Origin of the sequence: Sedimentitalea sediminis (assembly GCF_042687825.1) — a bacterium.
Classification (GTDB): Bacteria; Pseudomonadota; Alphaproteobacteria; order Rhodobacterales; family Rhodobacteraceae; genus Sedimentitalea.
Map to the genome: position 1 here is coordinate 116,131 of NZ_JBHUQE010000009.1, position 21,935 is coordinate 138,065.

The following is a 21,935-nucleotide window of genomic DNA, read 5'->3' on the forward strand; positions in this document are numbered from 1 at the left end:
AAATTTGTCCTAAATGGGGCACGATGCCTTTGCCGCCCCCCGTGCTGGGACCGGCCGGCCCGAGGTAAACGGGCCGGAAAAGATCGTCTTGGCGGTGGGGATAAAGGACGCCCGCCGTGCTGCGCCGCCGTGCTGCGCCGCCGGCGTCAGGCGCGGCGGCGAGCGGATGGCTCAGTCGGCATAGGGATCCAGGCTGTCACGCAATCCGTCGCCCAGAAAGTTGAAGGCCAGAACAATCACGATGATCGGCAGCATCGGGATCGCCGTCCAGGGATAGATTTCGATGCTGGCCAGGTTCTGCGCGTCGTTCAGCATCACGCCCCAGCTCACCGCTGGCGCCCGCAGGCCCAGCCCCAGAAAGGACAGCGCGGTCTCGCCCAGGATCATCGCCGGGATCGACAGGGTGGCCGAGGCGATCAGGTGGGACATGAAATTGGGCAACAGATGCTTGCGGATCACCCGCCCGGAACTGGCCCCCATCATTTCGGCGGCGCGCACATATTCCTCTTCGCGCAGGGACAGGAATTTCGCCCGGACCGACCGCGCCAGCCCCGGCCAGTCCAGTATGCCCAGAATGATCGAGATGATGAAGAACACTGAGACCGGCCCCCAGTTCGAGGGCACCGCCGCCGACAGCGCCAGCCACAGCGGCAGTTCCGGCAGGCTGCGCAAAATCTCGATGACGCGGTTGATCACCCAGTCGATCTTGCCGCCGAAATAGCCGGCGATGCTGCCAAAGCCGATTCCCAGAAAGAAAGACACCGAGATGCCGATCAGACCGACGGTCAGCGACAGCTGCGCGCCATATAGAATGCGTGAAAACACGTCGCGCCCCAGCCGGTCGCTGCCCCACAGGAACACGGTTGCGCCCTCGGGGGCGCAGAACAGGTGGATATCGGTGTCGATCAGACCGGCCAGGGGATAGGTGCCGCCCTTGCAAAAGAACTCCAGCGGCAGAGGCCGGCTGGTGTCGGTCACGAATTTCCACTGAAAGGTCTCCAGATCCGCCTCGGCGACAGTGGGATAGACAAAGGGGCCGACGAACGCGCCCTCGTGGTACCAGTGCACCATCTGGGGCGGCGCATACAGATATTCCGAGTCGCGCTCGTTGGCGGTATAGGGCGCGATGAACCCGGCAAAGGGCAGCATCAGATAGCACAGCAGCAGAAAAATGCCCGAGACCAGCCCCAGCTTGTGCTTGCGGAACTTGCGCCAGATCAGCAGCCAGGCCGGGGCGTCCAGATCCTGGCGCTCCAGCGCCTGGATGTTGGCGGTGGGGTCAAACGGCGCGTCGTCGACATAGCGGCCATCGGGCAGTTGCGTCATGTTTCGCGCCCCTCATAGCGGATGCGCGGGTCCAGCAGAACCAGAAGAACATCCGAGATCATCGTGCCGACCAGGGTCAGCAGCGCCACGAACATCAGCACGAAACCGGCCAGGAACTGGTCCTGGGTTTTCAGCGCCGTCAAAAGGGTCGGGCCGATGGTCTGCAGCCCCAGCACCACCGACACCAGCACCGAGCCCGACACCATCGAGGGCAAGAGGTTGCCGATATCGGCCACGAACGGGTTGAACGCCATGCGCAGCGGGTATTTCACCAGCATCCGCGGCGGGCTCATGCCCTTGGCGACGGCGGTTTCCACATAGGGTTTGCCCAGTTCGTCCAGCAGGTTGGCGCGCAGCCGCTGCATCATCGCCGCCGCCCCTGAAGTGCCGATGACAAAGGTCGGCACGATAAGGTGAATCAGGATCGACTTGACCTTTTCCCAGGTCATCGGCTGGCCTTCGAACTGCGGATCCATCAATCCGCCGATCGGCAGGTCAAACAGTTTGTGCCCGTAATAGAACAGGATCAGCGCCAGCAGGAAATTCGGTGTCGCCAGCCCCAGATAGCCGACAAAGGCCGAGGTGTAATCGACCCAGGTTTTCGACCGCGCCGCCGCCAGAACTCCCAGCGGCAGGGCGATCAGATAGACGAACAGGACCGCCGCCAGGTTCACCAGAACGGTCAGCCACAGCGATTCACCGACGATCTCGGCGACCGGCCGGTCGAATTCAAAGGACCAGCCGAAATCGCCCTGGATCAGCCCGGAATAGCCCTGCGGGCCGGGGATGAAACCGACCCAGATCAGGTATTGTTGCCACAACGGCCGGTCCAGCGCGTATTCGGTGCGCAGAAATTCGGCTTTGGCGACGCCGGCGGACTGGCCGCTGGCGCGCAGCTCGCTGATCTGGTTGGACAGGTAATCGCCGGGCGGCAGGTTGATGATCAGAAAGATCAGTGCCGACACGACCCACAGAGTCAGCAGCATCGTGCCGAACCGGTAGACCGCATAGCGCAGTATGCTCATCCGTCGTTCCCGGCAGGATCGAAATAGAATTCATCGATGCGATGGATGCCGAAATGCGCCCCCGGATCCCAGGCCCAAAGCCCCTTTTCCGGCACGTTGCGCAGGGCCTTGTTGACGACCACCGGCTGCGGCGCTTCGGCCAGGGTGCCGATGCCATAGACCTGATCGGCATGAATTTTCAGCATCTCGGTCCAGATAGTACTGCGCGTGTCATTGTCGGCGGCATCGTCCCAGGCCTGGGCCAGTTCCATCAGGCGAACCGCTTCGGGCAGGTCGGGCGGCTCGCCCGCCGCGCCGTTGGTCTGAAAATGCTGGCCCCATTTCGGCCAGGCAAAGAATTCCTGCTGGCGCGGTGCCAGATAGTCGGGCGCAGTATAGGCCCGGGGAATGCCGTTGTCCCAGCCATACCAGACCGCTGCCATGCTGGTGCCGGCAAAGACCCGGTTGCGCAGGATGTCGCGATCCAGCGGGCGCATCACCAGCTTGACGCCGATCCGGCGCCAGTCGTCGGTGATGATCTGCAGTGCGTTTTCCACCTCTTGCCGTTCACCGGCGGTTTCGATGACCAGTTCCATGGGCCGCCCGTCGGGCAGCAGGCGGATGCCGTCAGGACCGCGCTGGTCCAGCCCGGCGGCGTCCAGCAGCGCATTGGCCTGATCCGGGTCATGCGCCGCCCAGGCGTCGCGGTTTTCCTGTTTGAAAAAAGGGCTTTGCGGCAGCACCGTCATCGCGCCGGGTTTCGCCAGCTTGAAATACAGCGCCTTGTTGATGGTGGCGCGGTCGATGCCCAGGCTGAGCGCCCGGCGGACCCGCACATCGCGCAGCACCGCGCGCCAGCCCGCATCCTCGTAGTTCAGATTGGGATAGATGGCGATCTGGCTGGCCACCGCGTTGCCCCACAGATAGGTCTTGTAATTGCCGCCATCCGCCTCGCCCTTGCGCAGGATCGAGATATCGCGGAAATCCAGCCCGCGTGCCTGCAAATCGGTTTCGCCAGCATTGGACTTGGCGGCGATCAGGCCGGGGCTGACGATCTCCATCTCGATCACGTCGATATAGGGCAGTTGGACGCCATTGGGATCGATGCGGTGGTAATAGGGGTTGCGCACGAACAGGTGGCGGATCTTCTTGCCCGAGCTCGAGTTGATCCAGGGCTGCAAGGTCGGCAACCGGTGGTTGTCGAACTTGTACATGTTGTCCAGCTTGTTGTGCAGTGCGGCCCAGCTTTTCACCCGGGCGTCCTCGACCTCGGCGCTCAGCGCCTCGGGATCGGCATATTCCCCGTGATACTGTTTCAGGAAATGCGCCGGGCGATAGATGAATGGCGGGCGGGCCTGCGCCAGGCTGGCCAGAAAATTCGGGTTCGGTTCGTCCCAAGCATAGACCACGGTGGTGGCATCGGGAAAGGTGACGGTCGGCAGCTGGCCCTTTACGCGCAGGAAATCCGGCGGCCCTGCCGGGCTGAGCAGCTTGTTGTTGGCAACGTCATTCCACCAGTATTCGAAATCCGCCGAGGTGAACGGCGCGCCGTCGGACCAGTGGTGCCCCGGTCGCAGATGCAGGGTAAAGACGCGGTCGCCGTCATTCCCGACCGCCAGCAGAAGGTCGGGTTTCAGAGTGTATTCATGGTCATAGCCGATCAGCCGCGCATAGCCGTAAACGACCATCTGGCGGATGTCCTTGCTGCGGCTGACCATGGTGTTCAGGGTGCCGCCCTGCACCCCCGGGCTGCGTCCCCGGCTGTGCAGATCGACCACCAGCGGCGGGTCCGGCAGCCGTTCAGCAACCGGCGGCAGATAGCCGGCCTGGACTTCCTGCAGCCAGAAACTGCTTTCCTGCAATTCGGGCAATGCATCGGCAAGGGCGCTGCCGGCGGCCAGCGTCGCGGTCGCTGCGGACAGCAGAAAATGTCGGAAAGAGTCATACATGACAGCGTACCTTGTGCCCGGGTTCCAGTTGCTTGAGCGAGGGTATCACGGTGTCCGAAAAACGAAAGGCTTCGGGCCAGGTGTCTGGCGATCCGGCCCCCAGTGACACCAAATTCAGGTCGATCGGACGGTTGATGTCCGGCTCGGGCTGGGCGGCGATCAGCGCTTTGGTATAGGGGTGTTTCGGGTTGTAGAACAGGGTCTCGGGCGGGGCCTGTTCCACCACCAGCCCCTGACGCATCACCGCCACCTCGTCGGCGATACGGGCGACCACCGCCAGATCGTGGCTGATGAACAGATAGGACAGGTTCATGCGTTCGCGGATCTCTTCCAGCAGAGTCAGAATCTGTTCCTGCACGCTGACATCCAGGGCGCTGGTGGGTTCGTCGCAGACCAGCAGCGCCGGGTCCAGCATCAGCGCGCGCGCGATCGACAGGCGCTGGCGCTGGCCGCCGGAAAACGCATGCGGATAGCGTTGCAGCATGTCCGGGTCCATTCCGACCGCCCGCAGCCGGTCGGCGGCCTTGTCGCGGCGTTCGGCCCGGGTGCCGATATTGTGGATGTCCAGCGGCTCGGTCAGCGCGCCCAGAATGCGCATGCGCGGGCTGAGCGAGGAATAGGGGTCCTGAAACACCATCTGCGCCTGTTTCTGAAAGGCGGTGCGCTGGGTCCGGTCCATCTGGTGCACGGCGATGGTGGCGGCATCGGGGGCCGCCTTGAACAGCACCTCGCCGCCCGCATCCGGCGGTTCCGCCCCCAGTGCGATACGCGCCGCCGTGGTCTTGCCCGAGCCGCTTTCGCCGACGATGGCCAGGGTCTTGCCGCGCGGCAGAATCAGGTCGACACCGCGGCAGGCATGGATCAGTTGATCCGGCTTCCAGGCCGACTTGCTGCGCATCGTATAGGTCTTGGATACCGACTTCATCTGCAGGATCAGGTCCTGGTCGGGGGCCGGCATGCCCACCACCGCCTCGTCCGGAATGAACGGGGCGGCGTCAAACAGCTGTTGCGTATAGGGATGCGCCGGGGCGTTCAGCAGCGCCTTTGCGGTGCCGGATTCCATCACCCGGCCCCGGTTCATCACCACCACCTGTTCGGCCATGTTGGCGACGACCCCCAGATCGTGGGTCACCAGAACCATCGCCATCCCGGTCTCGGCCTGCAGTTCCTTCATCAGCCCCAGAACCTGTGCCTGGGTGGTGACGTCCAGCGCCGTGGTCGGTTCGTCCGCGATCAGCAGGTCGGGCTTGGACACCATCGCCATCGCGATCATCGCGCGCTGGCGCATGCCGCCGGACAGCTCGAACGGGTACGAGCCATAGGCGCGTTCCGGGTCGGGAAAACCGACGCGCTCGAATTTCTTCAGCACCACACGTTTGGCCTCGGCCTCGCTGAGACCCTTGTGCAGCCACAGCACCTCGCTGACCTGATTGCCGATCTTGTGCAGTGGGCTGAGCGAGCGCATCGGCTCCTGAAAGATCATCGACACCGCGTCGCCGCGGATGTCGCGCATCCGGCGTTCGCTGAGCCCGGTCAGTTCGGTGCCGCCGCTGCGCCCGTTCAGGACAATCGTGCCGCTGCGGATCTGTGCACTGCGCGGCAGGATGCGCAGGATGCCGCGACAGGTCACGGTCTTGCCCGAGCCCGACTCGCCCACCAGAGCCAGGGTCTCGCCCGGCATCACCTGAAAGCTCACGTTCCCGACCACATCCGGGCCTTTGCCGAATCCGATGGTCAGGTCCTTGACTGACAGCAGCGGGGTCATTCGCAGGGTTCCGTTCGCTCGTCTGTCCGCAGCATGTCGTCCTTGCAGTCCCCTTGGTCGTCGCCTCACTGTCGCTTGTGGCCGGGCCGCTAGTCAAACCCCAAATTGTCCCGCTGTGCCACCTCGCGGGAAATTGTCCGCAGATCGATGCCGTCCGGCCCTACACATTGCCGCGCGACTTTGGCATGAGGCTGGCGGGGGTTGTCCCCGGATCAAACAGGAGATCGCCCATGCCCAGCCGTCTGGATCTGTTCATCGACCGCATGGTGTCCCAGCGCGCCTGCCTGGATTTCGCTATTGCCGAGACTGCCGCGATGTCCGGGCCGGTCTACGAACTGGGGCTGGGCAACGGCCGCACCTATCACCACATGCGCCAGCGCATCACCGGGCGCGACATCCTGGTCTTTGAGCGCGCGGTGGCCAGCCACCCGGACAGCACACCGCCGGCCGAACTGACCGTGTTGGGCGATGTCACCCGGACCCTGCCGGCGATGCTGGCCGACAAGGGCGCGGTGGCCAGCCTGATCCATGCGGACCTGGGCGGGCATAACCGGGAAAAGAACGATATTTTCGCCCACCGCATTTCGCCGCTGGTCGAGCCGTTGCTGGCGCCCGGCGGGCTGATGGTGTCCAGCGACCGGATGTATTTCGACGCCCTGACCGAGATGCCGCTGCCGACCGGCGCGGTGCCCGGGCGCTGTTTCATCTACCGCAAGGCCGCCGGCTGATCCCGCGCTGCGCGTCTCGGCTGTGGCCCTGACTGCGAAAAACGGCTACCCAGAGGCAACAGAGACAACAGCCTCGGGGCGGGCCGATGCAGAACATTCCGTATGACAAGCTGCGCATTGGCATGGAGGCCGGCCTGAACCGGGTGTGCCGCGCCGACGACCTTTACGTCTTTGCCAATTCCTCCGGCAATCTGAACCCGATGCACCTGCCCAAGGCCGATGGCGATGGCGATGGCCACCCCGAAGCCCTCGCCCCGGCGATGTGGCTGGCCTCGCTGATCTCGGCGGTGCTGGGGGGGCAGCTGCCCGGGCCGGGCACGCGCTATCACGCGCAATCGCTGCGCTTTGTCGGGCAGGCTCGCGCCGGCGATACGCTGACGGTGGGTGTGCGGCTGATCGCCAAGGAGGCGGACCGGCTGGTGCGTTTTCAGGCCTGGGTGGACAATGACGCGGGCACGCGCATCGTCGAGGGCGAGACCGAGGTGATCGCGCCGGACCGGTCGATCCGGTTCGATGCCGGCGACGTGCCCGGCCTGACGCTGCAGCGGCACCGGCATTTCGATGCGCTGCTGGAACGGGCCGAACCGCTGCCGGCGATTGCCACCGCCGTGGTCGCGCCGGAAAAGCCCGACGCGCTGGCGGGTGCGATCCTGGCCGCCGAACATACGCTGATCGAGCCGATCCTGATCGGTCATCCCGACCGCATTGCCGAGGCCGCCGAAGCAGCGGCGATCGATCTGGGCCCTTATCGTCTGATCGAGGCGCGCGACCACCGGCTGGCGGCGCAGGCGGCGGTGCGCATGGTGCTGGACAAGCAGGCCGCCGCGGTGATGAAGGGGCATCTGCACACCGACATCCTGCTGAGCGAGGTTCTGAAGCGCGAGGGCGGGCTGCGCCGCGGCGGCCGTCGGCTGAGCCATGTGTTTGTGATGGATGTGCCGGGGCTGGAACACCTGCTGATGGTCACCGACGCGGCGATCAACATCACGCCCGATCTGACGACCAAGGCCGACATCGTGCAGAACGCCATCGATCTGGCGCGCTCGTTGGGGATCGAACAGCCCAAGGTCGGGGTCCTGTCCGCCGTTGAAACCGTGAACCCGGCGATCCCCTCGACGCTGGATGCCGCGATCCTGTCGAAAATGGCCGATCGCGGCCAGATCACCGGCGGTCTGGTGGACGGGCCGCTGGCCATGGACAACGCCATTGACCTGGCGGCGGCGGCGACCAAGGGCATCACCTCGCTGGTGGCGGGACGCGCCGAGATTCTGGTGGCACCGAACATGGAGGCCGGCAACATGCTGGCCAAGGAACTGACCTTTCTGGCCCAGGCCCGTGCCGGCGGCATCGTTATGGGGGCGAAATGTCCGATCATCCTGACCAGCCGATCGGATGACGAGAATTCGCGGCTGGCCTCTTGCGCCATCGCCGCACTGAACGCGGCAAACAGGGGGACGGCATGAGCGCGATCCTGACACTGAATGCGGGCAGTTCCTCGATCAAGTTCGGGGTCTATCAGCAGGCCGACGAGCCGGAGTTGCTGCGCGTCGGGCAGGTCGAGAATCTGGGGCCGTTGGCAAGGCTGGAGCTGGGGACGGGGCAAGCGACCGAGATCGGACCCGCCGACCACGCGGTCGCGCTGCGGGCCATCCTGAACGCTTTGGCGCCGGATCTGGCCGGGCGTCGGGTGGTCGGGGTGGGACACCGCATCGTGCATGGCGGCAAGGCCTTTGGCGCACCGACCGAACTGACGCCCGACGTGGTCACCCAGCTGGCGGCGCTGGTGCCGCTGGCGCCGCTGCATCAACCGCACAATCTGAGCGCACTGGAGGCGGCGCGCGCGGCCTTTCCCGAGGCGGTGCAGATCGGCTGTTTCGACACCGGGTTTCACCGCGGCCATCCTTTTGTCAACGACACTTTTGCGCTGCCGCGACGGTTCTACGATCAGGGGGTGCGGCGCTACGGGTTTCACGGTCTGTCCTATGATTACATCACCGAGGTGCTAGCGCGCGACTGGCCCGATCTGGCCGCCGGGCGCGTGGTGATCTGCCATCTGGGCAACGGCGCGTCGATGTGCGCGGTGCGCCATGGCCGCAGCATCGGCTCGTCCATGGGGTTTTCGGCGCTGGACGGTCTGCCCATGGGGACCCGCTGTGGTCAGTTGGACCCCGGCGTACTGCTGTACCTGCTGGATCAGGGCATGAGCGGCGAGGAAATCGCCCGGATGCTGTATACCGAGAGCGGGCTTTTGGGGCTGTCGGGGTTCAGCCACGATATGCGGACGCTGCTGGCCAGCGACGATCCGCGCGCCGCCGAGGCGATCGATTACTACGTCTTTCGCATCCGCCGCGAGCTGGGCGCGATGGCGGCGGTGCTGGGCGGTCTGGACGGCGTGGTGTTCTGCGGCGGTATCGGTGAAAACGCCGCCGCGATCCGCGCCCGGGTGATCGACGGCATGGGCTTTCTCGGGTTACGTCTGGATGCGGCCGCCAACGCCGCGGGGTCGGTCTCGGTCGGGGCCGGGACGGCGCGGGTGCTGGTGATTCCGACCGACGAGGAACGGGTGATTGCGCGCGCCGTGGCAAAGGCGGTGCCGTCGCAAAATGGACAGGCCGGTGAACTGAAAGGATGACGATGCTGTTTTACGATTGTGCCACCGCACCGAACCCGCGCCGGGCCCGCATGTTCATCGCCGAAAAGGGGCTGGCCATCGAGACCCGCGAGATCAGCATCGCCAGAGGCGAACAGCTGCAACCGGATTTCCTGGCGATCAACCCGCGCGCGACCCTGCCAGTGCTGGTGACCGAGGCGGGCACCGTGCTGACCGAAAATCTGGGCATTGCCGCCTATCTGGAGGCGCACAGCCCGGAACGGCCGCTGATGGGGCGCACGCCTGATGAAAAAGGGCTGGTCGCGATGTGGAACGCCATCGCCGAACAGCAGGGCGGTCTGCCGATCGCCGAAGCGCTGCGCAACAGCAACCCCCGGATGCAGGGCCGGGCGATTCCGGGGCCACAGGATTTCGCGCAGATCCCCGAACTGGCGGAACGTGGCAAGGCGCGGGTCGCGATGTTTTTCGAGTTGCTGGAGGCGCGGCTGCAGGACAGCCCGTTCCTGGCCACTGACCATTTTACCCTGGCCGACATCACCTGTTTTGTCTTTGTCGATTTCGCCCGGGTCATCCGCGCACGGATACCCGAGGCCAACGGTGCGACCCGGACCTGGTTTGACAATATCCAGGCCCGGCCCAGCGCGCAGCTCTGATGGGCACCAGAGGTCCCGGCCTGCGCCGGGACGGGCGGACCCGGACCGGCTGGTCGCGCGCGGCGGGTCGGGCGCGGACGACGCCTGTCCTCGGTTCCGAAACGGCCGAGACCCGGCAAATGGTCCGGCAAAGAGACTTCACCCTTTGGCGAGACCGCGCAGCACGGTCTCGGCGGCAGTGCGCGCGGTACTTGCGGCGGCGATGCGCACCGGCCCATAACCGCGGATGTCTTCGGGCGCTGTCAGAACATCCATGCAGCGGTCGTGGCAGGCGGGGGACCAGGCCGCGGCGACCTGCGGCAAGAGGCCCAGATACCAGTCCAGCAGGTCGCGGTGCAGTTTTGCCTCGGCATGGTATCCGAACGGGTTCAGCGCCGTGCCGCGCAACCGTTTCAGGCGTGCCAGTTGCCGCAGCACCGGAGTCAGCCAGGCCCCGAATTCGCGTTTCACCGGTCGGCCACGCGCATCCTTTCGGCGGCTGAACAGCGGCGGGGCAAGGTGATAGCGGATCTGGAAATCGCCCTCGAACTGGGTTTTCAGCTCGGCGGCAAACCCGCTCTGGCTGTGCAGGCGGGCGACCTCGAACTCGTCCTTGTAGGCCATCAGCCGGAACAGGGATTTTGCAACGGCGGCCTGCAGGCTCTCGGGCGCGTCGGCGGGAAGGGCGGCCGAGAAGGTTTCCAGCGTTGCGCGATAGCGCCCGGCATAGGCGGCGTCCTGATAGGCGCTCAGGAAATCGGCGCGGCGCTGGATCATCTGCGGCAGCGTTTCCTCGGCGGGTGCTGAGTCGCCCAGATGTGCGGCCAGCCGGTCCGGAGCGGCGGCCAGCACCCGGCCTAGGGCAAAGGCCGCGCGGTTGCGTTCGATCTGCACGCCGTTCAGCAGGATCGCCTGGTGCAGCGCGGCGTCGCTGACCGGCACCAGCCCCTGCTGCCACGCGAAACCCAGCATCAGCACATTGGCATAGACCGCATCGCCCAGCAGCCGTTCGGCAGCCGTGTTGGCGTCCAGCGCCGTCAGGTTGTCCGCCCCGATGGCCGTGGCAATCAGCGCCTGGCGTGCCTTGACCCGCAGCGAGGCGTCGCGGTGCAGCACCAGATCGCCGGTCGGCATCTCGGCCAGATTCAGTACCATGCGGGTGCCGGGACGGTAATGCACCGAGGCCTTGGGGGCGGAACTGACCACCACATCACAGCCGATCACCGCATCCGCGGCGCGGCTGTCGATGCGCACCTGGTTCAGCGCTTCCGGACGGTCGGCCAGCCGGACATAGCTGAGCACGGTTCCGAATTTCTGGGCAAAACCGGTGAAATCCAGCACCGACGCGCCTTTGCCCTCGATATGCGCGGCCATGGTGATCAGCGCGCCGACGGTGACGACGCCGGTGCCGCCGACGCCGGTCACCAGCAGATCAAAGGGCCGGTCCAGCGCCGGCGGCCTGACGGGCGGCAGATCGGCGGTCAGGGCGGCGATATCCAGATCGGCGGCCTGCGGTTTGCGCCGTGTGGCGCCGGTGACGGTGACGAAACTGGGGCAGAACCCGTTCAGGCAGGAATAATCCTTGTTGCAGGAATTCAGGTTGATTTGGCGTTTGCGCCCCAGCGGCGTGTCGCGCGGTTCGACCGACAGGCAGTTGCTTTCCAGCGAACAGTCGCCGCAGCCCTCGCAGACCAGATCATTGATCCAGACAAATTTCGGCGGGTCAATCAGCGTGCCGCGCTTGCGGCGGTGGCGTTTCTCGGTGGCACAGGTCTGTTCATAGATGATGACCGTGACGCCGGGAATGTCGCGCAGCTCGCGCTGGACGCTGTCCAGCTCGGCGCGGTCGTGAAAGGTTGTGTCGCGGGGAAAGTCGCCGGGGTTGAACTTGGCGATGTCATCGCTGATCAGCGCGATGCGTGCTATGCCCTCGGCGCGGCAGGTCTGGGCAATGCCCGAGACCGAAACCGGGCCGTCCACCGGCTGGCCGCCAGTCATGGCAACCGCGTCGTTATAGAGGATCTTGTAGGTGATGTTGGCCTTTGCGGCGACTGCCTGGCGGATCGCCAGGCTGCCCGAGTGATACCAGGTGCCCTCGCCGAGGTTCTGAAAGATGTGCGTTTTGCCGTTGAACCGGCTGGCGGCCACCCAGGGCACGCCTTCGCCGCCCATCTGGGCATAGCCGACCGTGTTGCGGTTCATCCAGCTGGCCATCACATGGCAGCCGATGCCGCTGGCGGCCGTGGAACCCTCGGGTACCTTGGTCGAGCTGTTATGCGGGCAGCCGGAACAAAAATACGGCGTGCGCGTGGCGCCGGGCAGGGACAGGGGTCGGGGCGGGGTTTCGGTCAGCTTCTTCGCTTTGGCGGGCAGGTTTTCCTGCGGAAAGAACCGGTCGAGTCGGTCGGCGACGATCGGGGCCAATAGCTGCGGCGACAATTCCCCGGTCCAGGGAATGAGCGGGTTCATCAGGCTGTCATATTTGCCGACCATGCGTTCGGGCTTGGCGCCGGGCCAGTCATAGAAATGTTCCTTGAACTGGCTTTCGATGATGCCGCGTTTCTCTTCGACCACCAGCACCTCGGCCTTGCCGGTGACGAAATTCAGGGCGTCGCGATGCGCCAGCGGCCAGACCATGCCGACCTTGTAGATGTCGATGCCCAGGCGGCGGCAGGCGGTCTCGTCCAGATCCAGCAGGCGCAGCGCCTCCATCAGGTCCAGATGTCCCTTGCCGGTGCTGACAAAGCCAAAGGTGGCGTTCGGGATGTCATAGATCGCACGGTCGATCGGGTTGGCCTCGACAAAGGCCTGCACCGCGTCCAGCTTGTGGCCGATGCGGGTCTCGATCTCGGGGCTGGGCAGATCGGCGGGACGTACATGCAGCCCGCCCGGCGGGCCGGCATATTGCGGCTGCAGAAACTTTCGGTCCGGGCGCAGGTCGACCGAACGGGCGGATTCCACGGTTTCGCTGACCGCCTTGAACCCGACCCAGGTGCCGGAAAACCGCGACAGGGCCAGCCCGTATTCACCGTATTCCAGATATTCGCCGACCGAGGCCGGGTTCAGCGTCGGCATGAACCATGCCATAAAGGCGACGTCGGACTGGTGCGGCATCGAGCTGGAGACGCAGCCGTGATCGTCGCCCGCCACCACCAGAACGCCCCCCTTGGGCGCCGATCCATAGGCGTTGCCGTGTTTCAGCGCATCGCCCGAGCGGTCCACGCCCGGCCCCTTGCCATACCACATGGAAAACACGCCCTGCACCGTGCATTCCGGGTCGAGACTGGCCTGCTGTGCGCCCAGAACGGCGGTGGCGCCCAGGTCTTCGTTGATCGCCGGCATAAAGGTGATGCCCGCCGCCTGCAGCCGGTCCCGGGCCCGCCACAATTCCAGATCCAGCGCGCCGAGGGGCGAGCCGCGATAGCCCGAGATGAACCCCGCCGTGTTCAGCCCGGCAGAGCGGTCGCGCCGGGCCTGATCCAGCATGATCCGCGCCAGCGCCTGGGTGCCGGTCAGAAACACCCGGCCCCGGTCGCGGGCATAGCGATCATCCAGCTGATAGGTCGACAGGTCGGGGTTCGGAACGGTCATGGCGGCGGCTCCTGTGCGCGATGAGGCGACAGAATAGCGCAGATCCGGTGGAATTTCCTGCCAGATTCGCGCGGCGGGGCTGTCCATCTTGGAAAACCGTGTCACTATTCCGGCTAAAACTGAGAACAGGAACCGAAATCATGCTTTTGGATGACCGCGATCTGCAAATTCTGAGCCATCTGCAGAAAGATTGCCGCATATCCAATGCCGATCTGGCTGCAAGCGTGGGCATGTCGGCCTCGGCGCTGTGGCGGCGGGTGCGCAGTCTGGAAGAGGCCGGCGTGATCGAAGGCTATGGCGCGGTGGTCAACCCTGTGCGCATGGGGCTGGGATTTCACGCCATCGTGCATGTGCAGCTGACACGGCACGAACGCGGCAATCTCGATCAGTTCATCCGCGCGGTCGAGAACCGGGCCGAGGTGCAGGAATGCCATGCCACCACCGGCCAGAGCGATTACCACATGCGCGTGCTGTGCCGCGATCTGGACGCCTTTAACCGGTTTCTCGAAGAGTTCCTGTTTCGCCTGCCCGCGGTGGACAGCGCCCAGACCAATGTCGTGCTGCGCAGCATCAAGCGCGGCGGACAGGTGCGGCTCTGAGCGGGTGGCGTCTAGAGGCTCGGCAGGATCGTCGCATCGGCGATATGCCCGACATTCTGGAAATCCTGTTCGATGCACAGTTCGACGCCGCCGCCGGCCTGCCCGTATAACGGGACCGAGGCCCCGGCGCTGAATCTCGTGCCCGCCGGCGCGCGCAACTCGTAGCGATAGATCGTGGGCGCGACATTGGGCAGGGCATAACGGCCCACGGCAGCAAAGCCGGTGGGAACAAATGGCAGTTCCGAGGGGGGAAAGCCGTAAAGGCCGCCTGCGCAACGCACAAAGCCGGTGGATGTGTCGACATAGCGGCTGGAGGGAAAGGGTTCGGCGCGAAAGAACCGCGTGGTTTCCGAGGTGGTGCCGGCAAATGGCAGGTGTCCGTGCACGGCGGGGCGGGCGTTCGGTCCAAAGATCGGGTTCGGCCCGCGCGGTGTCTTGGTGGGGTCGAACGGATCGAGGATGAACCGGCTGAGGCCTTCGCGGTTCAGCGGCCGGACCTCTTGATAGTCGGCGGCAGGCAGGCGGTTGCACCATGCGTCAAACTCGGCGCGTTGCTGGGGCAGCGACTGCCGCGCGGCCGCGCCGACCGGCGGCGGCACATCCAGCCATGGCAGGCGGGCCAGTGTTTTCAGCGAGTCCGGCAGACCCTTGCCCCATTCGACCAGCACCTGACCGCCCAGCACGACTGACGGCGGCGCGTCGTCTCCTGGGCCTGCCACCAGATGACAGCCCATCGCCCATTCAGGTGCGTGCGCCAGCATTTCATCAAAAACGTTCCGAGTTATGCATTTCAGCGCCATGATGCCACCTGTCTTGTTCACTGCGCACAGAGATCGTGGCGCCGCCGGGATCCGTCAAGTCGCGATGGCAGGCGGTTCCGGCATGCTCGGCGTGTTGCGCGTGCGCGCCGCTGAAAAGGGCGGGGATCCGGCGGGTTTCAGATGCCGGGAGCGGCAAAGCGGATCCAGGCCCAGACCATCGCGATATAGGTGAACTGGTGCAGCGCCTGATCGAATCCGGCGGCGCGCCAGTAACCGGCGTCGTTCGGGCACAGGCCTTGCGCCTCGGACACCCGCGCCTTGCCCCAGTCGATGTGAAAATGCACGATCCATTCGGCCAGGCAGATAGCGACGAGGACCGGAAATGGCGTGCCGATGATGGCCAGCGCCACGGCAGAGCCGACGGCGTGGACGCCGGCGTGCTGAGCCCGGCCCAGATGCAGATAGGTCGCCCGCCCCGACAACATGCGCGGGGTCTGCAGGAAATAATCGGCGAACATATGTTTGATCTGCAACAGGCAGAACAGGATCAAAATGGTACTGGTTACCTCGGACAAATCGGCCTCCCGTCCGTGCTTTTGACCCAGCTTAGGCCTTTCGCGGCTAGCAGGCAATCTAGCCGCCGGCGGGTTAACGCCGAGCTAAACCATTTGCGCCGCGGCGCCTTGGGGCGCTAGGCTTTCTCTGTTCAGGCCGCCAAAAGCCCCGGTCTGCGGGGCGAAACCGGCCGATATTGAATTCGGAATGAGCTGATAGAACCGACATTATTTGGATTCATCTGGAAGTATTCGAAACGCGATCAGCTATTTCTGCTGGGCGTGACCGTTCTGTTGTTTCCGTTGCTCTATCTGACGCTGGAACTGCCCAAGCGGATCATCAACGACGCCATCGGGGCGCAAACCTCAATGGTCGATGTCGCCGGCGTGGCGGTGCCGCAGGTGACCTTGTTGTGGCTGCTCTGTGCCGCGTTCCTGCTGGCGGTGCTGGCGCATGGGCTGCTCAAGATGCGCATCAACACCATGAAGGGCGTACTGTCCGAGCGGATGCTGCGCCGGTTCCGCTATCAACTGATCGCCCGCATCCTGCGCTTTCCGCAACCCTATTTCGAACGGGTCAGCCAGGGCGAATTGGTGTCGATGGTGACGGCGGAATCGGAACCGATGGGCGGGCTGATGGGCGATGCCATCAGCCAGCCGGTGCTGCAGGGCGGACAGATGCTGACGATCCTGGGGTTCCTGTTTCTGCAAAGCGTCTGGTTCGGGCTGGCGGCGGTGGCGCTGATCCCGCTGCAGGCCTGGCTGATCCCGCGGCTGCAGCGCCAGATCAACCAGCTGAACAAGACCCGCATCAAAGAGGTGCGGGTGCTGGCCAGCGCGATCGGGGAAAGCGCGGCCGGGGCGGCGACACTGCGGGCCAATGGCGGCTGGCGCTATCGGCTGGCCGGGATCACCGACCAGCTGGGGCGGCTGTTCGACATCCGTTTCCGCATCTACCAGAAAAAATTCTTCATGAAGTTTCTCAACAACTTCATTTCCCAGCTGACGCCGTTCTTTTTCTTTTCAGTGGGCGGGTTTCTGGTGCTGCAGGGACAGGTGTCGCTGGGCGCTCTGGTGGCGGCGCTGGCGGCCTACAAGGACCTGTCCAGCCCGTGGAAGGAACTCTTGGCCTATTACAACCAGACCCAGGACATGGCGGTGCGCTGGGAGGTGATCATCGAGCGGTTCGCGCCGGACGGCATGGTGGACGAAACCCTGTTCGATGGCGCGCCCGAGGATATTCCGCATCTGCGCGGCGATATTGTGCTGGACAATNACTCTTGGCCTATTACAACCAGACCCAGGACATGGCGGTGCGCTGGGAGGTGATCATCGAGCGGTTCGCGCCGGACGGCATGGTGGACGAAACCCTGTTCGATGGCGCGCCCGAGGATATTCCGCATCTGCGCGGCGATATTGTGCTGGACAATGTCACGGTGCGCGACAGCGACGGCAACGCAGTGCTGGAGGACGTGACCGGACAGGTGCCTGCCGGATCGGTTGTGGCGATCGCCGCGGGCAGTGCTGAGGACCGGCGCGCCATCGCCGAACTGCTGGTGCGCGAGGTGCGCCCCTCGGCCGGGCGCATCACCATGGCGGGGCATGATCTGGCCGGGCTGCACCAGGCGGTGATCGCGGCGCGTATCGGCTATGCCAGTTCGCGCCCGGTGCTGTTTCAGGGCACGTTCGGTGACAACGTGATGATGCCGGTCAGGACTCGCCCGCTGGTGCCGGGGGCGCCGGATGACCGGATGGCCGAGGCGATCCGCGCCGGCAACAGCCCGGACCCGCTGGAAACCGAGTGGGTCACGCCCGAGATCGCCGGGCTGCAGGACGCAGCCGCCCTGCGCGACTGGTGGCTGCAACTGATCGAGGGCATGGGGTCGGGCACCGCCCTGTTCCAGCGCGGGCTGGATCAGGTCTTTGATCCGATGCTGCATCCGCATCTGGCGCAGCGCCTGGTCGAACTGCGCCCGGTGGTGCAGCAGGCAGTGCGGGAAGCCGGGTTGCGGCGGAACGTCTATCTGTTCAAGCGCGACCTCTACAATCCGGGCCTGCCGGTCGCCGAGAACCTGCTGCACGCGACGCCGCGCCAGCCGATCACCCAGGAGCTGCTGTCGCGCCAGACCGGTTTCATGGAACAGTTGCGAACATTGAAACTGGACCGCGACCTGATCACGCTGAGCCAGGAGGTGATCGACGTGTTGCGGCGGATTTTCGGGCTGGACGGCACCGACCACCCGCTGTTCCGCAAGCTGGGGCTGGACCCGGCGGTCTATGAGACTGCGGTGGAACTGGTGGAACGGACCCGCAAGAGCGGGGTGCAGGGGTTGAGCGAAGAGCAGATCTGGATCCTGTTGCGGGTTCCCTTCCAGATCACCGCCGAACAGATCGGACCGGCCTTTCCCGAGGCGCTGAAGGCCCGGGTCGTGGAGCTGCGGCAAAGCCACATGGCCGACATGCAACGCCTGATGAGCGGACTGTTCGCACCGCTGGATCCTCAACAATTCGCGCCGGGGCTGACGGTGTTGGACAACGCGCTGTTCGGCAAGATCTCGGAAACAGCGGGGGGGCGGGCCGACGAGCTGCGCAAGCTGATCGCCGATATTCTGGTGCAGAACGGCGTGCAGAGGCTGATCGTCGAGTTGATCTATGATCTGCCGGTGGCGCTGGGCGGCGGGCAGTTGCCGACCCTGTTTGCCGAACCGCTGGCGCTGAGCCGGGCGACGATCAAGCGGCCGGATATCCTGATCCTGGATCAGGTGCTGGACAGCTATGACGTCGCCACGCAGATCGCCGTGCACAAGAACCTGCGGGCGCTGCTGCCAGATACGACGCTGATCTATCTGAACGACGAATTTGAACGGACCGACGTGTTTGACGTATATTTCGAACTGCAGCGCGGGCGCATTGTAAGCGAGGATATGCAGATGGCAGGCGATTCAGACTCTGCCGCCAGCGCCGATCTGGCGAAAAAGCTGCGGGCGCTGGAACGTATCGACATGTTTTCCGGGCTGAAGCGCAAGCAGTTGCGGCTGCTGGCCTTTGGCGCGCGCTGGTACCAGGCGCCCAAGGGCGAAACCGTGTTCCTGAAGGGCGACGCGCCCACTGACGGGGCCTATCTGCTGCTTGAGGGCGAGGCCGATCTGGTATTGCCGCAAGAGGGGGGGGCGGATCAGCTGATCGCGACCGTGGGACCCGGGGCGCTGGTCGGCGAACTGGGCCTTATCCGCAACGAGCCGCGGGCCCTGAGCATGGTGGCCGTCAGCGACCTGAGATGCTTGCGCATCGGCACCGAGGAATTCCTGTCGGTGGTCGAGAACGACGCCGCCACCGCATTCAAGCTGCTGCAGGTGGTGGCGGGATACGTCAAGAACTGATCCGCGCAGCCGCGGCCCCCGGACGAGACGCCTGGATTGACGCTGGCCGCTTTCGATATGGGGCCGCCCGGGGTCTCGGGGAAAGCGCGCGGGGGCGGTGCCTGACGGGGTCAGTCGTTGCCGCAGAACAGAGAATACAGCAGGTCGATTACCTGTTCGGTGTTGCTGTCGGCCAGCGAGTAAAAGATCGTCTTGCCGTCGCGCCGGGTCTCGACCAGGCCTTCGTCGCGCAGCCGGGCCAGCATCTGGCTGACCGCGGCCTGGCGGATGCTGAGCAGGTTTTCCAACTCGCCGACGGATTTTTCCCCGGCGCCGAGATGGCACAGGATCATCAACCGGCCTTCATGGGCCAATGTCTTGAGATAGGCCGCGGCGTCCCGCGCGCGGGTTGCCATGTCCATTGGTGTATCGGTGGAACCCCGCTGTGCGGTCTGAGTAGTCACGTCCTGTTGCCCCGGCAAGTTAAGGTTAACGTGCATCATGCCCTAACCTTAGGGCATGTGTCACCCCTCTGTTACAGGGGCACCGCCCTGAAACGCGTTGCCTTGCACATAGTCGCAGGGGTCTTCCTGCATCTGCAGATGCAGGCCGTCGCCGGTCCAGGGGTGGGCGCGGGCCAGATCCTCGTCGACCTCGATGCCCAGACCCGGTGTTTCGGGCGGGGCAACAAAGCCGTTTTCTACCTGAATCGCGTGACCGATCAGGGCGGCGTGATAGGGCGTTTCGATGGTTTCGCACATCAGCAGGTTGGGGATTGCCGCGGCCAGCTGGACATTGGCGGCCCATTCCACCGGCCCGGCATAGAGATGCGGCGCCATCTGCGCATTGTAGGTTTCGGCCAGGGCCGCCACCTTTTTCATCTCCCAGATGCCGCCGGCGCGCCCCAGCGCCGGCTGCATAATGCTGGCGGCGCCGGCCTGCAGCACCGCGCCGAACTCGGCCTTGGTGGTCAGCCGCTCGCCGGTGGCGACGGGAATACGCACGCAGGCCGCGACCCGGGCCATTTCAGCGATGTTGTCGGGCGGTACCGGTTCCTCGAACCACAGCGGTGCAAAGGGTTCCAGCGCCTGACCCAGGCGGATCGCCCCGGCGGTGGTGAACTGGCCATGGGTGCCGAACAGCAGGTCGGCGCGGTCGCCCACCGCCGCGCGGATGGCGCGGCAGAACGCGACAGAAAGGGAAATGTCGCGCATCCCCGGCATGTGACCGCCGCGCATAGTATAGGGACCGGCGGGGTCGAACTTGACCGCTGTATAGCCCTGTCGGACCATCTCGGCGGCGGCCTCGGCGGCCTGTTCGGGTGCGGTCCAAAAATCGTTCAGGTTGTGATGTTTCAAGGGGTAGACGTAGGTATAGCAACGGATCCGGTCATTCATCCGCCCGCCGATCAGCGCGTGTACCGGACGTTCGCGATGCTTGCCCAATATGTCCCAGCAGGCGATCTCGAGACCCGAGAACGCGCCCATCACGGTCAGGTCTGGGCGCTGGGTAAAGCCGCTGGAATAGGCGCGGCGGAACATCAGCTCGATGTTCTCCGGGTTTTCGCCGGCCATGTGGCGCTGAAAGACATCGGTGATCACCGCGCGCATTGCTTGCGGGCCGACCGATGACGCATAGCATTCGCCCCAACCGGTGATGCCGGTATCGGTGGTCACCTTGACCAGGATCCAGTAGCGCCCGCCCCAGCCGGGTGCCGGGGGGGCGGTGACGATGATGTCCAGATCGGCCAGTTTCACGGGGCATCCTTCGGGTTGAGCGGTCAGGATCGACCATGCCGCCCGCATGATCGTGCTGCCAACCCAAAATCGACACCGAACCGGACGACGTTCGCAAATTAGCAGAATGAAACGCAATTATTGGTAGAAATGTGAACTTGTGATACCATCTTCCCAAGGTTGTTTTGAACCTTTGGCGGCCCTGCCCGCAAAGCCAAGTGCATTTCCAGCTTGAAATTGAAAGGACAGACCATGTTTTCCAATGCCAGTTCGCCGGACCAGCGATTGAGCAGGTATGACCACCTGATCGTGCATGTCACCGCCACCCGGCCGGATCAGGATTTTGACGACACCGACATCGACAGGATGCATCGGGCGCGCGGTTTTTCCGGCTGCGGGTATAACGCGCTGATCAAACGCGACGGCATCTGGTTGGATTCGGATATGGGGGCCAAGACCCGTCCGATCGGGGCGCAGGGCGCGCATGTAGGCTCGTGCGGGGCGGGCTGGAACGGCCGCAGTTTCGGCGTCTCGATGGTCGGCGGCGTGGACAGTCATGGCCGCCCCGAGCACAACGCCACCGATGCCCAGATGCGGACCCTGGAGGCTGGGATCAAGCGGTTCCTGAACCTGCACCCGCGCGGATCGTCGGCGGTTACTGTCATGGGGCATCGCGATCTGATCCGGCAGACCGATGCGCGCCCGAAAAAGGCCTGTCCCTGTTTCGACGTCATCCCGTGGTGGCAATCGGTCCTGTCGGGTCCGGATGTCGAGCCGGAAGCGCCGGACGAGGACACCGCCCTGCCGCCCGGGTCGCTGGTAGATCAGCCAGCCTTTTGGACGGTCGCTTCGGGGGACACTTTGTCGCGGATATCCTCGGTCTCGGGGGTCACGCTGGCCGAGATCCGGGCGCTGAATCCCGAGATTGTCGATATCAACCGGATCGCGGTCGGACAGGTGATCCGGCTGCAATAGGCGCGATCCGGGCCGGGCGCGCCGCCGGCAGGCCGATCCGGCGAATCGCCAGCAGGCTCGGACGAGCCGCGTAGGCCGCGACGGTCGCGGCACGCATCGGTCCGACCGATGAAACGGACAGGGGTGCGGTTCTCCGGCCTTATGTATCAAACGCACCAAGGGTGTGAGTGATGATTAAGGCGCGTGCTTTATCGCTTTCTCTTGGTTTCTTCGAAGCGAACGATGCTCATGCGAGCGTTGTTGTCAGTAAGCTGAAGTGCCCCTACCTTCCTCTTTTTTCTCATCCCTGCTCGACGCCTCCGCCACTGTTTTTTGTGTCGTATCGTAAGCGTCCGGTCTGACTGC

Annotated in this window: 17 protein-coding genes; 8 read left to right on the forward strand and 9 right to left on the reverse strand. The window is 64.8% G+C overall.

What is annotated here, in order from left to right; genetic code table 11:
* Positions 1-171: 171 nt before the first annotated feature.
* Genes ACFMPD_RS09755 through ACFMPD_RS09770 form a run of 4 tightly spaced genes read right to left on the reverse strand, consistent with a single transcriptional unit; the run spans position 172 to position 6,044 of the window.
* Positions 172-1,326 carry an ABC transporter permease gene (locus ACFMPD_RS09755; protein ID WP_380993650.1) on the reverse strand — a complete coding sequence of 385 codons (1,155 nt, stop codon included), beginning with the start codon at positions 1,324-1,326 and terminating at the stop codon, positions 172-174.
* Complete coding sequence (locus tag ACFMPD_RS09760) at positions 1,323-2,351, reverse strand: ABC transporter permease (protein WP_380993652.1); 1,029 nt, start codon at positions 2,349-2,351, stop codon at positions 1,323-1,325. The genes ACFMPD_RS09755 and ACFMPD_RS09760 overlap by 4 nt, the downstream gene beginning before the upstream one ends.
* The gene (locus tag ACFMPD_RS09765) at positions 2,348-4,279 is read right to left on the reverse strand and encodes an ABC transporter substrate-binding protein (RefSeq protein ID WP_380993654.1); all 1,932 of its coding nucleotides are present in this window, start codon (positions 4,277-4,279) and stop codon (positions 2,348-2,350) included. The genes ACFMPD_RS09760 and ACFMPD_RS09765 overlap by 4 nt, the downstream gene beginning before the upstream one ends.
* On the reverse strand, positions 4,272-6,044 hold the full coding sequence (locus tag ACFMPD_RS09770) for an ABC transporter ATP-binding protein (RefSeq protein ID WP_380993656.1): 1,773 nt from the start codon (positions 6,042-6,044) through the stop codon (positions 4,272-4,274). Before ACFMPD_RS09770 ends, ACFMPD_RS09765 begins: the two co-directional genes overlap by 8 nt.
* A gap of 230 nt (positions 6,045-6,274) precedes the next feature.
* Between ACFMPD_RS09770 and ACFMPD_RS09775 the strand changes: the two genes are divergently transcribed.
* From ACFMPD_RS09775 to ACFMPD_RS09790, 4 genes are all read left to right on the forward strand, one after another.
* Positions 6,275-6,772, forward strand: a complete 498-nt coding sequence (locus ACFMPD_RS09775) for a class I SAM-dependent methyltransferase (protein WP_380993658.1) — start codon at positions 6,275-6,277, stop codon at positions 6,770-6,772.
* Between the two features lie 86 nt (positions 6,773-6,858).
* A complete protein-coding gene (locus tag ACFMPD_RS09780) occupies positions 6,859-8,235 on the forward strand; it encodes a bifunctional enoyl-CoA hydratase/phosphate acetyltransferase (protein WP_380993660.1) in 1,377 nt (458 codons plus the stop codon).
* A complete protein-coding gene (locus ACFMPD_RS09785; RefSeq protein WP_380993662.1) occupies positions 8,232-9,404 on the forward strand; it encodes an acetate/propionate family kinase in 1,173 nt (390 codons plus the stop codon). Before ACFMPD_RS09780 ends, ACFMPD_RS09785 begins: the two co-directional genes overlap by 4 nt.
* A gap of 2 nt (positions 9,405-9,406) precedes the next feature.
* On the forward strand, positions 9,407-10,036 hold the full coding sequence (locus ACFMPD_RS09790) for a glutathione S-transferase (protein ID WP_380993663.1): 630 nt from the start codon (positions 9,407-9,409) through the stop codon (positions 10,034-10,036).
* 138 nt (positions 10,037-10,174) lie between these two features.
* On the opposite strand, the gene ACFMPD_RS09795 is transcribed toward ACFMPD_RS09790, so the two are convergent.
* On the reverse strand, positions 10,175-13,606 hold the full coding sequence (locus tag ACFMPD_RS09795; protein WP_380993665.1) for an indolepyruvate ferredoxin oxidoreductase family protein: 3,432 nt from the start codon (positions 13,604-13,606) through the stop codon (positions 10,175-10,177).
* 140 nt (positions 13,607-13,746) lie between these two features.
* On the opposite strand from ACFMPD_RS09795, the gene ACFMPD_RS09800 reads away from it, so the two are divergent.
* The gene (locus ACFMPD_RS09800; protein WP_380993666.1) at positions 13,747-14,205 is read left to right on the forward strand and encodes an Lrp/AsnC family transcriptional regulator; all 459 of its coding nucleotides are present in this window, start codon (positions 13,747-13,749) and stop codon (positions 14,203-14,205) included.
* A gap of 11 nt (positions 14,206-14,216) precedes the next feature.
* Here ACFMPD_RS09800 and ACFMPD_RS09805 read toward each other — a convergent pair whose 3' ends face one another.
* Together ACFMPD_RS09805 and ACFMPD_RS09810 are read right to left on the reverse strand one after the other, a co-directional pair.
* Positions 14,217-15,026, reverse strand: a complete 810-nt coding sequence (locus ACFMPD_RS09805) for a VOC family protein (RefSeq protein ID WP_380993668.1) — start codon at positions 15,024-15,026, stop codon at positions 14,217-14,219.
* A 116-nt stretch (positions 15,027-15,142) separates the two neighbouring features.
* Positions 15,143-15,541: a DUF3307 domain-containing protein gene (locus ACFMPD_RS09810; RefSeq protein ID WP_380993669.1), complete on the reverse strand. Its 399-nt coding sequence runs from the start codon at positions 15,539-15,541 to the stop codon at positions 15,143-15,145.
* Positions 15,542-15,889: 348 nt separating this feature from the next.
* On the opposite strand from ACFMPD_RS09810, the gene ACFMPD_RS09815 reads away from it, so the two are divergent.
* Together ACFMPD_RS09815 and ACFMPD_RS09820 are read left to right on the forward strand one after the other, a co-directional pair.
* Positions 15,890-16,849: an ABC transporter transmembrane domain-containing protein gene (locus tag ACFMPD_RS09815; RefSeq protein ID WP_476463235.1), complete on the forward strand. Its 960-nt coding sequence runs from the start codon at positions 15,890-15,892 to the stop codon at positions 16,847-16,849.
* Positions 16,801-18,900, forward strand: a complete 2,100-nt coding sequence (locus tag ACFMPD_RS09820; RefSeq protein ID WP_380993672.1) for a cyclic nucleotide-binding domain-containing protein — start codon at positions 16,801-16,803, stop codon at positions 18,898-18,900. Before ACFMPD_RS09815 ends, ACFMPD_RS09820 begins: the two co-directional genes overlap by 49 nt.
* A 110-nt stretch (positions 18,901-19,010) precedes the next feature.
* Here ACFMPD_RS09820 and ACFMPD_RS09825 read toward each other — a convergent pair whose 3' ends face one another.
* Both ACFMPD_RS09825 and ACFMPD_RS09830 read right to left on the reverse strand, forming a co-directional pair.
* Positions 19,011-19,301, reverse strand: coding sequence for a metalloregulator ArsR/SmtB family transcription factor (locus ACFMPD_RS09825; RefSeq protein WP_380993677.1), 291 nt, complete (start codon positions 19,299-19,301; stop codon positions 19,011-19,013).
* A 102-nt stretch (positions 19,302-19,403) separates the two neighbouring features.
* Complete coding sequence (locus ACFMPD_RS09830) at positions 19,404-20,636, reverse strand: mandelate racemase/muconate lactonizing enzyme family protein (protein ID WP_380993679.1); 1,233 nt, start codon at positions 20,634-20,636, stop codon at positions 19,404-19,406.
* A gap of 231 nt (positions 20,637-20,867) precedes the next feature.
* Here ACFMPD_RS09830 and ACFMPD_RS09835 point away from each other — a divergent pair, with 231 nt between their 5' ends.
* A complete protein-coding gene (locus tag ACFMPD_RS09835) occupies positions 20,868-21,590 on the forward strand; it encodes an N-acetylmuramoyl-L-alanine amidase (protein WP_380993674.1) in 723 nt (240 codons plus the stop codon).
* The last annotated feature ends 345 nt before the right edge of the window (positions 21,591-21,935 follow it).

Excerpts from the sequence above, each read along its gene's own strand:
- ACFMPD_RS09755 (WP_380993650.1), bottom strand. The coding sequence starts at position 1,326 with ATGACGCAACTGCCCGATGGCCGCTATGTCGACGACGCGCCGTTTGAC.
- ACFMPD_RS09835 (WP_380993674.1), top strand. The coding sequence starts at position 20,868 with ATGTTTTCCAATGCCAGTTCGCCGGACCAGCGATTGAGCAGGTATGAC.
- ACFMPD_RS09825 (WP_380993677.1), bottom strand. The coding sequence starts at position 19,301 with ATGGACATGGCAACCCGCGCGCGGGACGCCGCGGCCTATCTCAAGACA.
- ACFMPD_RS09770 (WP_380993656.1), bottom strand. The coding sequence starts at position 6,044 with ATGACCCCGCTGCTGTCAGTCAAGGACCTGACCATCGGATTCGGCAAA.
- ACFMPD_RS09765 (WP_380993654.1), bottom strand. The coding sequence starts at position 4,279 with ATGTATGACTCTTTCCGACATTTTCTGCTGTCCGCAGCGACCGCGACG.
- ACFMPD_RS09795 (WP_380993665.1), bottom strand. The coding sequence starts at position 13,606 with ATGACCGTTCCGAACCCCGACCTGTCGACCTATCAGCTGGATGATCGC.
- ACFMPD_RS09775 (WP_380993658.1), top strand. The coding sequence starts at position 6,275 with ATGCCCAGCCGTCTGGATCTGTTCATCGACCGCATGGTGTCCCAGCGC.
- ACFMPD_RS09790 (WP_380993663.1), top strand. The coding sequence starts at position 9,407 with ATGCTGTTTTACGATTGTGCCACCGCACCGAACCCGCGCCGGGCCCGC.
- ACFMPD_RS09800 (WP_380993666.1), top strand. The coding sequence starts at position 13,747 with ATGCTTTTGGATGACCGCGATCTGCAAATTCTGAGCCATCTGCAGAAA.
- ACFMPD_RS09780 (WP_380993660.1), top strand. The coding sequence starts at position 6,859 with ATGCAGAACATTCCGTATGACAAGCTGCGCATTGGCATGGAGGCCGGC.
- ACFMPD_RS09785 (WP_380993662.1), top strand. The coding sequence starts at position 8,232 with ATGAGCGCGATCCTGACACTGAATGCGGGCAGTTCCTCGATCAAGTTC.
- ACFMPD_RS09760 (WP_380993652.1), bottom strand. The coding sequence starts at position 2,351 with ATGAGCATACTGCGCTATGCGGTCTACCGGTTCGGCACGATGCTGCTG.